General features: G+C 61.3%; 9 protein-coding genes. 5 read left to right on the top strand and 4 right to left on the bottom strand.

The annotated features are described in order from the left end of the window. Positions 1 to 98: 98 nt before the first annotated feature. Positions 99 to 566, bottom strand: a complete 468-nt coding sequence (bfr, locus tag BWR02_RS00110) for a bacterioferritin (RefSeq protein ID WP_139555767.1) — start codon at positions 564 to 566, stop codon at positions 99 to 101. 159 nt (positions 567 to 725) lie between these two features. On the opposite strand from bfr, the gene BWR02_RS00105 reads away from it, so the two are divergent. The 5 genes from BWR02_RS00105 (at position 726) to BWR02_RS00085 (ending at position 4951) form a co-directional block, all read left to right on the top strand. Then, positions 726 to 1259 carry a YcxB family protein gene (locus tag BWR02_RS00105; protein WP_139555766.1) on the top strand — a complete coding sequence of 178 codons (534 nt, stop codon included), beginning with the start codon at positions 726 to 728 and terminating at the stop codon, positions 1257 to 1259. 45 nt (positions 1260 to 1304) lie between these two features. Then, positions 1305 to 3248 carry an ABC-F family ATP-binding cassette domain-containing protein gene (locus tag BWR02_RS00100; protein ID WP_139555765.1) on the top strand — a complete coding sequence of 648 codons (1944 nt, stop codon included), beginning with the start codon at positions 1305 to 1307 and terminating at the stop codon, positions 3246 to 3248. Next, entirely contained in the window at positions 3248 to 3748 is a 501-nt protein-coding gene (locus BWR02_RS00095; protein ID WP_139555764.1) for a hypothetical protein, read from the top strand. Before BWR02_RS00100 ends, BWR02_RS00095 begins: the two co-directional genes overlap by 1 nt. 83 nt (positions 3749 to 3831) lie before the next feature. Further along, positions 3832 to 4275: a universal stress protein gene (locus tag BWR02_RS00090; protein WP_139555763.1), complete on the top strand. Its 444-nt coding sequence runs from the start codon at positions 3832 to 3834 to the stop codon at positions 4273 to 4275. A gap of 283 nt (positions 4276 to 4558) precedes the next feature. After that, positions 4559 to 4951, top strand: coding sequence for a hypothetical protein (locus BWR02_RS00085; protein WP_139555762.1), 393 nt, complete (start codon positions 4559 to 4561; stop codon positions 4949 to 4951). An 87-nt stretch (positions 4952 to 5038) separates the two neighbouring features. Here BWR02_RS00085 and BWR02_RS00080 read toward each other — a convergent pair whose 3' ends face one another. The 3 genes from BWR02_RS00080 to gltB all read right to left on the bottom strand — a co-directional run bounded on the left by BWR02_RS00080 (position 5039) and on the right by gltB (position 12920). Further along, positions 5039 to 6496, bottom strand: a complete 1458-nt coding sequence (locus tag BWR02_RS00080) for a TrkH family potassium uptake protein (protein WP_139555761.1) — start codon at positions 6494 to 6496, stop codon at positions 5039 to 5041. Between the two features lie 237 nt (positions 6497 to 6733). Continuing rightward, a complete protein-coding gene (locus BWR02_RS00075) occupies positions 6734 to 8173 on the bottom strand; it encodes a glutamate synthase subunit beta (RefSeq protein ID WP_139555760.1) in 1440 nt (479 codons plus the stop codon). Positions 8174 to 8291: 118 nt separating this feature from the next. Beyond that, the gene (gene gltB / locus BWR02_RS00070; protein WP_139555759.1) at positions 8292 to 12920 is read right to left on the bottom strand and encodes a glutamate synthase large subunit; all 4629 of its coding nucleotides are present in this window, start codon (positions 12918 to 12920) and stop codon (positions 8292 to 8294) included. Positions 12921 to 13190: the final 270 nt, after the last annotated feature.

Raw genomic sequence — 13190 nt, 5'->3', positions numbered from 1 at the left:
GACGCTTTGTTGACTACGCCCGTATCTTAGGTTGGGTGAGAATAATTATCAATAGGCGGTCGTGGTTTTGCGGCGGCCGGTCCTGGGCGGTCCCCAAGTCAGCACTGCGACTGCAGGTAGTTCTGCAAACCGATTTGGTCGATCAGCCCAAGTTGCGTTTCGAGCCAGTGGGTGTGATCTTCCTCGGTATCGCGCAAGAGTCCCAAAAGGACCTCGCGGGTCCGGTAGTCACCAGCGCTCTCACAGGCCTTGATCACATCGCGCAGTTCTTGAACGACGCGGTATTCGACCTGCAGATCGTTGCGAAACATATCCGGTACGGTTTGTCCGATATTAAGCGGCAATCGCGATCCGAGGTCGGGAACGCCCTCCAGGAACAGGATCCGTTCGATCAAGGCGTCGGCATGGGCCAGTTCTTCCTGCATCTCGTGGTCAATGCGTTCGAATAGCTTCGTGTAACCCCAGTCGCGGTACATCCGGGAGTGAGCTCGATACTGGTCCGCAGCCGTCAGTTCGCCGGTGAGTAGTGCATTGAGCTTTTGCAGTATGCCGGAATCGCCTTTCATCGTTATCCTCCTGCCGTCAGTCGTGAGCGGGCGGGGCGCCGGCAGCCTACAGACTAGCCTCCCGCAATATTGCGTATACTACGCCATTTCTCCAACAATGAGCTCGGCTGGTTGCGCTTCGCACTGCGCCAGATCCGCTGACAAAATCTCGCTAACGTCATGACTGAAATTTCCTATGAGGTCCGGGAACGCGACCTGATCGCCTTCAATGAGCATCTCGCCCAGCAATCCGAGGATTTGCGCAAGCAATTCCGTCGACATCAGGCCCAGGTCCCGGGCTTCATGGTTCTGGTATCGCTGCTCCTCTGGTTCTACTACAAGGATTCGCTCTCCGCGATCTACGTGGCCGTGATCGCGCTGGCCTGGGGGTTCGGAGTGCCTGCCTACATGAAGTGGAGCCTGCGTCGGCAGATACGCAGCCTCTACTCCTCCGATGACAGGGCCTCGATACTGGGCAAGTTTTCGTTGCGCGTCGATCCCGCGAATCTCGTCGAGGTCAATGCAACCGGGGAGTCGCTCACTCCGTGGCAGGACGTTCTGCGCATCGAAGTGACGAAAAAGTATGCCTTCGTCTTCGTTGGCCCTCGCGCCGCGCTGATCGTTCCGCGGGCGACCATCTCCAAGGGTAACCTGCATGAGTTCATCAAGGCAGCTGACGAGCGCATCTCACAGGCCGATTCCGTTTCGGCTTGACGTCTGTCGGCAGCTCGATTTAACGCCACTTTCGCGCGTTCGTTTATGCTGAGCTTCGACGCCGTGGCACTCCGTTGCGGCGGCAGGTTGTTGTTTTCGGATGCCAGCTTCACCGTCCACCGGGGTTTCAAGATCGGCCTGATCGGTGCCAACGGCGTCGGCAAGTCAAGCCTGTTGCGGCTGATTCTTGGCGAACTGGAAAACGACTCAGGCGAGTTCTCCCTGATCCCGAATGCTGTTGTTGCCCATGTTGCGCAGGAGACCCCTGCGGGCAAAAGTGCGGCCATCGAGTACGTCATGGATGGCGATGCCGAGTTTCGCGAGCTAGAACGAGTCTTGCATCGGGGGTTCGCCGCTGGCGGTCGACGTTTGGACGAAGCGCAGGCTCGGTTCGAAGCCATAGGCGGCTACGCGACGCGCGCGCGCGCGGCGCGCTTGATGAGCGGCCTCGGGTTCGGTGCAGGGGATGCCGACCGGCCTCTGAACGAATTCTCGGGCGGCTGGCGGATGCGCCTGAATCTTGCGCGCGCCCTTATGTGCCGCTCCGACCTGCTGCTGCTCGATGAGCCGACCAATCACCTCGACCTCGACGCCGTCATTTGGCTGCAGGAGTGGCTTGCCGGTTACGAAGGCACCTTGTTGCTGATTTCGCACGACCGCGACTTTCTGGACGCCGTTGTGGATCGCGTCCTTCACATCGAGAATTCCACAGTCACGCTGTATACGGGCAACTATTCTGACTTTGAGGCGAAGCGCGCCGAGTTGCTCGCTCAGCGTAACGCCGAAGCGGCGAAGCAGCAGCGCGAAATCGCCCGTGTCCAATCATTCATCGACCGTTTCAAGGCGAAGGCAACCAAGGCCAAGCAGGCACAGAGCCGGATGAAGACGCTGGCCAGGATGACCGTGATTGCCCAGGCTCATGTGGATTCGCCGCTCGACTTCCGCTTCGCGGCCCCGGCCAAGCTGCCTGCGCCACTATTGCAGGTCGAAGAGGCGCGCGTCGTACTGGGACATAAGGTCATCCTCGATCAGGTGAACCTGAGCCTGATGCCAGGCGATCGGTTCGCCCTGGTCGGGCGCAATGGAGCCGGCAAGTCGACCCTGATGAAGCTGCTTTCGGGTCAGTATGCACCGGACACGGGGCACTGGCGGCCCGCACCCGATCTGTCGATCGGATACTTTGCCCAACATGCGCTGGAGCAACTGCATGCGGGTGAATCGGCGCTCGCGCACATTTCGGCGCTGGATCCCGGCGCGACAGAACGCGACCTTCGGTCCTTTCTGGGCGGCTTCGGTTTCTCGGGCGACCGCGTCTTCGAGCCGATAGATTCCTTTTCGGGTGGGGAAAAGGCGCGCTTGGTTCTGGCGATGCTGATCTACCAGAGACCCAATCTGCTGTTGCTCGACGAACCGACCAACCATCTCGATCTCGACATGCGTTTCGCGCTCGCGCGTGCGTTGCAGGACTACACCGGCGCGCTGTTGCTGGTTTCCCATGATCGGTACCTGTTGCGGGCAGTATCGGATGAACTCCTGCTGGTCGAGGATCAGTGCGTGACACCTTTTCCGGGCGACCTGGACGATTACCGGCAACGGTCCCGGGAACGGTCCCGGGAACGGTCCCGGGAACGGCCGGGCGGCGGCGGGGGTGAGGGCGGCGAGACGAATGCCAGCGGTTCACCGCGTGACCAGCGTCGTGCTGCAGCTGATCGCCGGACCCGCTTGAGGCCGCTGCAAAATGCAGTCCGCAAGGCTGAGTTGGAGATCGAACGTTTGCATGCTCGGATGCTGGAAATCGAACAGGGTCTGGCGGATCCCGGCTTGTATCAGGACCCGGCCGGGCCAGCCCGGCTCGGTGCACTGTCGAGCGAGCGTGACCGCATCGCTCGCTCGCTGGTGGCGGCGGAGACGGAATGGCTGTCGCACAGCGAGGCGCTGGAACTGGCCGAGCTGGAGGAGGCACTACCCGAGCCCATCGGAGACAGATGATGGAACTGATCGTTCTCTTCGTTGATATCTGTCTGTTCAAGAGAGGGCCACAGGATGTGCCGGCTTCGCGGCTGCTGTTCGGACTCGCGCTGGTTGCCTACTGGATGGTTGGGATCGCGCTGTTGAGTCTACAGAACGACTGGCTGGAAGCCGTAGGTCAAGCAGTCACCGAGTCGCTGTTGCTGCTCATGTTCTGTTGGGTGCTGTTGAGGGTCACAAACCGGCTGCCGCGGCTGTTGCAGACGGTCACAGCTCTGCTGGCGACGGATGCACTGATCAGTCTCCCGGGCGCACTGTTGCTGTCATGGTGGCTGTCGCGGCCGGACGCTCCCGGATTACAGTTCGGTCTGGTGGCGCTGACCGTGTGGCACCTCGCCGTGATTGCACAGGTGCTGCGTTTGGCGGTGTCGCAGCCGCTCGCCTTCGGCGTGATACTTGCCCTCACCTATGTTGGCGTGACCTATACGATCATGACGATGCTGTTTGGCCTCCCGGCCTGAACCTCCGCCGGCTCCAGCCGACAGGGTGTATCATCGCGGCAGATTGGTTGGTGCGTAGTTCGCCAAAAAACAGGAGACGTATCATGCAGGCCTACCGACATGTTCTGGTTGCCCTCGACTTTTCCGAGTCGGCGACGTTTGTGTGTGAGCATGGAAAAGATCTGGCCGATCGCTATGGGGCCGATCTAACGTTGGTGCACGTGGTCGAGAGCCTCCCGGTGGTCGACTCCACTTATGGTCCCGTCATGCCATTCGAAATCGATTTGACGGACCAGATGTTGGACGCGGCCCGCTCGCGCATGGATCAGGCGGGACAGGCATTCGGCGTGCCGGAAGACCGTCGCCTGGTCGAACTGGGAAGCCCCAAGACGGAAATTGTCCGCATCGCACAGGAACGCGCTATCGATCTCATCGTGGTCGGCTCGCATGGCCGACACGGGGTCAAGCTGCTCCTGGGATCTACGGCGACGAGCGTGATTCATCACGCCCGCTGCGATGTATTGGCGGTGCGCTTGAAGGACCGGTAATACGGTTTGCCGTCGTCGGTTTTTCTGTAAGCGGAACCGCACCCCTCGCGGGCCGTTTGGTCGCCCTGGTCGCGGGCAAGATGAGTGTCCGGTGGGCTTGCCGGTCCGCGGTGAAGCGTTTCGAATACTGTTTCCAATCGTTAATAAGGCTGTAACCTCTATGGAAAAAGAGGGTAACTGCTGCAACAATGCGGATTGACATCGCAACGGGTAGTGCGGGTTGTTCCAGCTACGTGGCGTGTCCTGCGGTTTTCGGTACCGATCACATTTTTGAGGAGCACTAATGAAAAAATGGTCCATCGTAGCGCTGGCCCTGGCGTCGCTTGGCGCTGGTAATGTCCTGTTTGCGGCCGACGCAGAACCTGTCCGTCGGGAGAGTGCAGAGGATGTGCAGATCGACGTGTTGATCGCGACGGCCAAGACCAAGGCTGATCACCTGAAGATTGCCGCGATGTACTCGGACGAGGCCAAGGCCGAGAGCGCGAAGGCGCAGCAACTGCGCAACCAGGCGCTGGCTTACAAGGAGCACAAGCACGACGTCTACGGCCGTGATCCTAACCTGCTCGACTTGATCGAACATGCTGATGCGGCCTCCCGTAGCTATCAGGAAGCTGCGGATCGTCACGTGTATCTGGCTCACATCCACGAGCAGATCGCTGCGGGTCTGAAGCGGTAAGTCCGACTGACCCTTTGACCCCCCCCGGTGCGGTGTCCTCCGGTCAAGGAGACGCTGCGCCAGGGCGGCACAGTCCTCGCTAAGACGTCATTTTCGCCAGAAAGTCGGCGTGAAGATAATGAGGGCCGTGAACACCTCGATGCGTCCGAGGAACATGCTGAGGGCACAGATCCAGGTCTGGAAGTCCGTCAGGATCGCGTAGTTGGTCGCAGGGCCAACCTTGTTGAGCCCAGGGCCGGCGTTGTTGATACAGGCCAGGATGGCGGAAAAGGCCGACTCGAGGTCCAGGCCGCTGACGATCAGGAGTAGCGTGAGTATCACGATGCTCATGAAGTAGACGAAGATAAAGCCGAGAACGGACAGGATGATGTTCTCGGAAATCACCATGTGCCCCAGCTTCAACGGATTTACCGAGGACGGGTGCGTCAGCAGAAACATCTGCAACTGGCTCTGCTTCAGCAGAATCAAAGTCCGCATCATCTTGATTCCGCCGCCGGTGGAGCCTGTGCTGACGCTGATGCAACTCAGGAACAGCATCCAGAGCGGCGCGAAGATGGGCCACTGGTTGAAGTCGGTACTCACTAGGCCGCAATCCGTCGCCATGGACACAAGGTTGAAGCTGGCGTACCTCAGCGCGGTCCACACGCTGGCATAGGTCCCTTGCTGCCACAGGTAGATCGCGATGCCGGCGCAACTGCCCAAGACCAGGACCAGGAACGGTGTGACTTCGATGTCATGGCGGTAGGGATTCAGGTTGCGGGCATTGAAGGCCAGAAAGTGGGTGGCGAAGTTCATGCCCGCGATCAGCATGAAGAAGATCAGGACGAACTCGATGGCTGGCGAATCGAAATAACCGATGCTGGCATCGTGAGTCGAGAAGCCGCCGAGTCCCATCACCGAGAAGGCGTGGCAGACCGCATCCAGCCAGTTCATTCCCGCCAGCTTCAGAGAGAGCAAGCAGGCCAAGGTGATCCCTGCATAGATCAGCCAGAGATTCTTGGCGGTCTCGGTGATACGCGGTGTCAGCTTGCTGTCCTTCATTGGTCCGGGCGTCTCGGCCATGAACATCTGGCGACCACCCACGCCCAGGACCGGCAGGATGGCAACCGCAAGGACGATGATGCCCATTCCGCCCAGCCAGTTGAGCTCGTGACGCCAGAAGTTGACCGAGGCTGGCAATTGATCAAGGCCGGTCAACACCGTTGCGCCGGTGGTCGATAGGCCGGACATCGCCTCGAAATACGCGTCCGTAAAGGAAAGTCCCGGGATGGCAGACATCAACGGATAAGTGGAGAATGCCGCGACTCCGGTCCACGCCATGACGACCAGCAGGAAGCCGTCCTTGGCCTTGAGTTCGCGTTCGAACGGCCGTCCGATGAGGTAGAAGATCAGCCCTGCGGTTGCAGTGACCGTCATGTCCTGCACGAAGTGGGAGGTCATGCCATCCCGATAGGCCAGCGACACGAGAATCGGCGGCACGTCGGCAAGGCTGTAGACCAGCAACATCGCCCCGAATACACGGATCAGTGTCAGTGTGCGGGTCACGCCTTTGGGGCCGCCAGTTGGGAGAGGCTGCGGAGGTACTTGCGCGGGGGATTCATCAGCTTCCGATTACAGCTCATCGCGGAGCGGCTTCGCCCGGGGAGGGCGGCTCCGGCGCGCCGCCATCATCGTCGGGACGCCGGTGACTCAAGTTTGGTCTACTTCAGATGTGGCCGCGGGGCGGGTCCGACACTGCCAATCGGGCACCCGCTCTGCCTCCGGAAGCAGTTCAGCAACGGTTCAACGAGGCAGTTCCGAACGGCCCATCAGATACTCGTCGACTGCCCGGGCGGCTTGACGCCCCTCGCGTATTGCCCATACCACCAGCGATTGCCCGCGACGCATGTCGCCGGCGACGAAGACTTTGTCCAGCGTCGTGCGGTAGCTGAGCGTGTCAGCTTTGACGTTCCCGCGCTCGTCGGTCGCGACCGCCAGTTCCTGGATCAGGCCCTCGTGGACGGGGTGGAGAAAGCCCATCGCAAGCAGAACGAGGTCCGCCTTGAGGGTGAATTCACTGCCGGGAACCTCGTTCATGACCCAGCGCCCGTTATCCTGAACCCATTCCACTTTGGCGCATGCCATGTGGGTTACCCGGCCGTCTTCGCCTTCGAACCGCTTGGTGGCAATGCACCACATGCGCTCACAGCCTTCTTCCTGAGAGGACGAAGTCCGCAGCTTGTTCGGCCAGTTGGGCCAAGTGACGCTCTTGTCTTCCTTCTCCGGGGGCTTGGGCAGGATCTCGATCTGTGTGACCTTTGCAGCACCGTGACGGATGGACGTGCCGATACAGTCGGAGCCGGTATCGCCCCCGCCGATGACGACGACGTGTTTGCCCGTGGCGAGGATGCCGATGTCGTCCGCTACGGTGTCTCCCGCGTTGCGGCGGTTTTGCTGCGTCAGGAATTGCATGGCGAAGAAGACGCCGTCGAGTTCACGGCCAGGAACGGGCAGGTCGCGCGGCTTTTCCGAACCACCGCTCAGCACCACCGCGTCGAAGTGATTGACGATGTTCTGGGCGGGGATGTCATCCCCGACCTTCGTATTGGGTCGGAAGATCACGCCCTCGGCCTGCATCTGAGCGATGCGGCGATCGATCAGGTGTTTTTCCATCTTGAAGTCCGGAATACCATAGCGCAGCAGGCCACCGATCCGGTCGGATTTCTCGAACACGACGACGTTATGCCCGGCGCGCGCGAGTTGTTGCGCGCAGGCGAGTCCAGCGGGGCCCGAGCCGACCACAGCGACCCGCTTGCCGCTGCGGTGCTGCGGGATCTGTGGCTGAACCCAGCCATTTTCCCAGGCCTTATCGATGATCGAACATTCGATCGTCTTGATCGTGACCGGCTCGTCGGTCAGGTTCAGCGTGCAGGACGCTTCACAGGGAGCGGGGCAGATCCTTCCGGTGAATTCCGGGAAATTGTTGGTGCTGTGCAGCACTTCGATGGCTTCCTGCCAGTTGCCCTGATAAACGAGATCGTTCCAGTCCGGAATGATATTGTTGATGGGACAGCCCTGGTGGCAGTACGGGATGCCGCAGTCCATGCAGCGTGCGCCCTGGCGGGAGATCTCCTCGTCGGTCAGTGGGACCGTGAACTCGCGGTAATTGTTGACGCGATCCGCGACCAGTGTATAGCGGCGGTCCTGCCGCATGATCTCCATAAAACCGGTGGGCTTACCCATCTGCTTGCTTACCTCTTGGCCCGGCGCTCTGGTCGGGCATTATTGTCATCATGGCCCGTCGGGCGAGCCTAGACTCGCCCGACGGGTCGGCATCGCAGGCGCGATTTCGCGGCGGCGGCTAGTGGTGCGCTTCAGAGCGTGTGCTGGAAGCCTGCATGGTTTCCAGAGCGCGGCGATAATCCACCGGCATGACCTTGATGAATCGGCCGGCGTACTCGGACCAGTTGTCCAGAATCTCGCGTGCCCGCTCGCTCCCGGTATAGTGGAGATGCTTTTCCACCAGGGTGCGAATGCGCTGCAGGTCGTGGCGTGTCATGTCGCGCAACAGGTCTACCAGGCCGTGCATTTCGAGATCACCGCCCTGGTGCTCGGCCTTCTCGAGGGCGCTGTCCTCGGCCAGGATCGGCTCGAGCTCCACCATCGCCAGATTGCATCGAGCGGAGAAATCGCCATTCCCATCCAGCACGTAGGCCACGCCCCCGGACATCCCGGCTGCAAAGTTGCGTCCGGTCTCGCCGAGTACGACGACGACACCACCGGTCATGTATTCACAGCCGTGATCGCCGACGCCCTCGACGACGGCGATCGCCCCGGAATTGCGCACCGCGAAGCGCTCCCCGGCAACGCCTCGGAAGTAGCATTCGCCGCCAATAGCGCCATACAGCACGGTATTCCCGACGATGATGTTGTCATGCGGGACGATGGGACATTCCTTTGGCGGGTAAACGACCAGTCGTCCGCCCGACAGGCCCTTGCCGACATAGTCGTTGGCTTCGCCCTCGAGTTCGATGGTCACGCCGGCCGCCAGGAACGCGCCGAAGCTCTGGCCCGCAATGCCCTTCGCCTTGATGTAGATCGTGTCGTCGGGGAGGCCCGCATGTCCGTAGCGCTTCGCGACCTCGCCGGACAGCATGGCGCCGACCGTGCGGTTGAAATTGCGGATCTCGGTGCTGATCTGCACGGCCTGGCGCTGGTCCAGGGCCGGCTTGGCCCGCGCGATCAGCTGGTGGTCCAGGGCCTGGTCCAGGCCGTGGTCCTGCCGCTCGCAATTGTAGATCGCGACGTCCGGCCCGGCCGGCGGCGTGTAGAGCATCCGCGACAGGTCGATCTTCGACGCCTTCCACTGCGTGATGGCTTTCCGCATGTCGAGTCGGTCGGAACGACCGATCATCTCGTCGACGCGGCGAAAGCCGAGCTTGGCCATCCACTGCCTGACTTCCTCCGCGATGAAGAAGAAGAAGTTGACGACATGTTCCGGCTGGCCGGAGAACCGCTTGCGCAGTTCCGGATCCTGCGTGGCGACGCCGACCGGGCAGGTGTTCAGATGGCACTTCCGCATCATGATACAGCCGGTGACGATCAGTGGTGCCGTTGCGAAGCCGAACTCGTCGGCACCGAGCAGCGCGGCAATCACGACGTCGCGGCCGGTCCGCATGCCACCATCGGCCTGAACCGAAATCCGCCCGCGGAGGCGATTCAGGACCAGTGTCTGATGCGTTTCGGCCAAGCCGATCTCCCATGGCAGACCGGCGTGTTTGATGGAGGTGATCGGGCTCGCCCCGGTACCGCCGTCATAGCCGGCGATCGTCACGTGGTCGGCATGCGCCTTCGCAACGCCGGCTGCCACCGTCCCGACACCGACCTCGGAGACCAGTTTCACGCTGATGCGGGCCGCCGGGTTGACGTTCTTCAGGTCGTGGATCAACTGGGCCAGATCCTCGATCGAATAGATGTCGTGGTGCGGGGGCGGCGAGATCAGGCCGACGCCAGGGGTCGAATGCCGCACCTTGGCGATCACGGCGTCGACCTTGTGACCGGGCAACTGGCCACCTTCGCCGGGCTTCGCACCCTGGCAGACCTTGATCTGGATGTCATCGGCATTGACCAGATACTCGGCCGTGACGCCGAAACGTCCGGATGCGACCTGTTTGATTGCCGAGCGCATCGAGTCGCCATTGGGCAGCGGGATGAACCGTTCTGGCAGTTCACCGCCTTCGCCCGTGTTCGACTTGCCGCCGATCCGGTTCATCGCGATGGCGAGCGTCGTATGGGCTTCGTAAGAGATCGAGCCGAACGACATCGCGCCGGTCGCGAAACGCTTGACGATCTCTTTGGCCGACTCGACTTCATCGAGCGGGACCGGTTCGTCGGCCAGCTTGAAATCGAGCAAGCCCCGCAGCGTCAGCAGGCGTTCGTTTTGCTCGTTGATGCTCTTGGTGTACTCGACGTACTGGCTCCAGTCGTTCTTGCGCGTCGCATGCTGCAGCTTCGAGATCGTGTCCGGCGTCCAGGCATGGTCCTCACCTCGCACGCGATAGGCGAATTCTCCGCCGACATCGAGCGCACCGCGATAAAGCGGTGCATCGCTGAACGCAAGGCGATGACGGCGAACGGTTTCTTCGGCGATCTCGATCAGGCCCGCGCCGTCAGTCGTGCAGTCGGTGCCGGTGAAATACGCTGCCAGCAGTGCATCGCTCAGGCCGATCGCATTGAAGATCTGCGCGCCGCAATAGGACTGATAGGTGGAGATACCCATCTTCGACATGATCTTCAGCAGACCTTTGCCAATCGCCTTCGTGTAGCGCTTGTGGACTTCCTCGTCGGACACGGCCTCGGGCAGTTGACGGCGTAGATCGGACAAGGTGTCGAATGCAAGATACGGATTCAACGCCTCGGCCCCGTAGCCGGCCAATAGCGCGAAGTGATGCACCTCGCGCGCCTCGCCGGTTTCGACCACCAGTCCGACCACGGTCCGGAGCCCGGCGCGGATCAGGTGATGATGGACTGCCGAGGTGGCGAGCAGCGCCGGAATCGCGACATGCTCGGCATCCATCTGACGATCCGACAGGATCAGGATATTGTTGCCGTCCTCCACCGCGCGCTGCGCGCTTTCGCACAGGGCCCGCAGAGCCGGTTCCATACCGGAGGCGCCGGTCTCGGCGAGAAAACAGATGCTTAGCGTCTTGGTCTTGAACGCGCCGCCGGTCCGTGCCTCGATGCGCCGCACCTTTTCCAGGTCGCGGTTGCTGAGGATGGGCTGGTGTACCTCGAGCCGCATGTTGTTGCCGCCCGCGCCCAGCGCCAGCAGGTTGGGGCGGGGCCCGATGTGCGAGACCAGCGACATGACCAGTTCTTCGCGGATCGGGTCGATGGCCGGGTTCGTGACCTGAGCGAAACCCTGCTTGAAGTAGTCGTACAGCAAGCGCGGGCGATTCGACAGCACGGCCAGCGCCGCATCGGTGCCCATCGAACCGACGGGTTCCTGCCCGCTCAGTGCCATCGGCCGGAAAAAGACCTTGATGTCTTCCTGGGTGTAACCGAAGGCTTGCTGGCGATCCAGTAGGGTCTTCGGGTCGGGCGGCATCGCTGCCACCTCGGGCGGCAGGTCCTCGAGATGGATCTGGGTCTGGTCGAGCCAGCGCTGATAGGGCGCCCGTTCGGCCAGCGACGCCTTGATCTCCGCGTCGTCGATGATGCGGCCTTCCTCGGTGTCGATCAGGAACATTTTGCCCGGCTGCAGGCGCCATTTCTTGATGATCTTGTGCTCGGGGACCGTCAGCACACCCATCTCCGACGCCATGATCACATAATCGTCATCGGTAATCAGGTAACGGGCCGGGCGCAGACCGTTCCGATCCAGCGTGGCACCGATCTGCCGGCCATCGGTGAAGGCGACAGCCGCAGGGCCGTCCCAAGGTTCCATCAGCGCCGAGTAGTATTCGTAGAAGGCCCGCCGCTTCTGATCCATCAACGGGTTCCCCGCCCACGCCTCGGGGATCAGCAGCATCATTGCGTGCACCAGGCTATAGCCCCCGGCGACCAGCAGTTCGAGCGCGTTGTCGAAACAGGCCGAGTCGGACTGGCCCTCGGCGATCAGCGGCCAGATCTTCTCCAGATCCTCGCCCAGCAATTCCGACGACATCGACTGACGGCGTGCCGCCATCCAGTTGATGTTGCCTCGGATGGTATTGATTTCGCCGTTATGGGCGATCATCCGGAAGGGATGAGCCAGGTCCCAGGTCGGGAAGGTATTCGTCGAGAAGCGCTGATGTACCAGCGCGAGGCCCGATACCATCGTTTCGTTTTGGAGGTCCCGGTAATACACGCCGACCTGATCAGCCAGCAGCATGCCCTTGTAGACCAGGGTCCGGGATGAAAACGACGGGAAGTAGAACATTGCGCCGTCGCTGAGGTTCAACTGTCGGACGGTGTTCTCGATCTGTTTCCGGATCACGAACAGCTTGCGCTCGAAAACGTCCTGGTCGGCGCAGTTCGTGCCCCGACCGATCAAGATCTGGCGGTTGACGGGTTCCACCGGCAGCACGCTCTTGCCCAGCGGGCTGTTGTCGACTGGAACGTCACGCCATCCGAGCACGATCTGACCTTCGCGCCCAATGATTTCTTCGGTGATCTGTTCGCAGGTCTTGCGGTTGGCAGCATCCTGCGGCAGGCACACCATCCCGACGCCGTAGTGGCCTGCAGGCGGCAGTTCGATCTTGAGCTTGGCACACTCGCCGCGCAGGAAAGCATCCGGGATCTGCAATAGAATACCGGCGCCGTCGCCGGCGAGCGGGTCGGCACCGACCGCGCCTCGGTGGGTCAGATTGCGCAGTAACTCCAGGCCCTGCTGGATAATGTGATGGCTCTTCTTCCCCTTGATGTGTGCGATGAATCCTACACCGCAGGCATCGTGTTCGTGACGGGGGTCGTACAGCCCTTGCTTCGTCGGTAGCGCAAAATGACTCATGGATTTCCTCGAGTTGGCCGCTGCAGCATGCATCTCAAGCACCCGGCTGTTGCCGAGTGGCCCCCACCCGCTGCCGCAGTCCGGCAGCGATCTCACCGCGTCAGGCGTTGCAGGTAAGGGGGCGGATGAGGCTGTCGCCAAAGACAAAAATGGCTAGAAAGCATATGCGTTGGCTGTCGCGTTTTCAAGCCGGGGACTGTGCTCCTAGGGTAAAATTTGAATTCGACAATAAAGCGATGGGCGAAGCGCGTTCCTGTGTGGAGCGCCGCC

The sequence above is a fragment of the Methylotetracoccus oryzae genome (assembly GCF_006175985.1).
In the GTDB taxonomy this organism is placed as follows: domain Bacteria; phylum Pseudomonadota; class Gammaproteobacteria; order Methylococcales; family Methylococcaceae; genus Methylotetracoccus; species Methylotetracoccus oryzae.
Note: the sequence above shows the minus strand (reverse complement) of the source record. Positions and strands in the feature narration are given on the sequence as shown.

What these genes read in the sequence shown, in the direction of transcription:
- bfr (WP_139555767.1), bottom strand. Translation starts at nt 566, where the DNA reads ATGAAAGGCGATTCCGGCATACTGCAAAAGCTCAATGCACTACTCACC.
- BWR02_RS00105 (WP_139555766.1), top strand. Translation starts at nt 726, where the DNA reads ATGACTGAAATTTCCTATGAGGTCCGGGAACGCGACCTGATCGCCTTC.
- BWR02_RS00100 (WP_139555765.1), top strand. Translation starts at nt 1,305, where the DNA reads ATGCTGAGCTTCGACGCCGTGGCACTCCGTTGCGGCGGCAGGTTGTTG.
- BWR02_RS00095 (WP_139555764.1), top strand. Translation starts at nt 3,248, where the DNA reads ATGGAACTGATCGTTCTCTTCGTTGATATCTGTCTGTTCAAGAGAGGG.
- BWR02_RS00090 (WP_139555763.1), top strand. Translation starts at nt 3,832, where the DNA reads ATGCAGGCCTACCGACATGTTCTGGTTGCCCTCGACTTTTCCGAGTCG.
- BWR02_RS00085 (WP_139555762.1), top strand. Translation starts at nt 4,559, where the DNA reads ATGAAAAAATGGTCCATCGTAGCGCTGGCCCTGGCGTCGCTTGGCGCT.
- BWR02_RS00075 (WP_139555760.1), bottom strand. Translation starts at nt 8,173, where the DNA reads ATGGGTAAGCCCACCGGTTTTATGGAGATCATGCGGCAGGACCGCCGC.
- gltB (WP_139555759.1), bottom strand. Translation starts at nt 12,920, where the DNA reads ATGAGTCATTTTGCGCTACCGACGAAGCAAGGGCTGTACGACCCCCGT.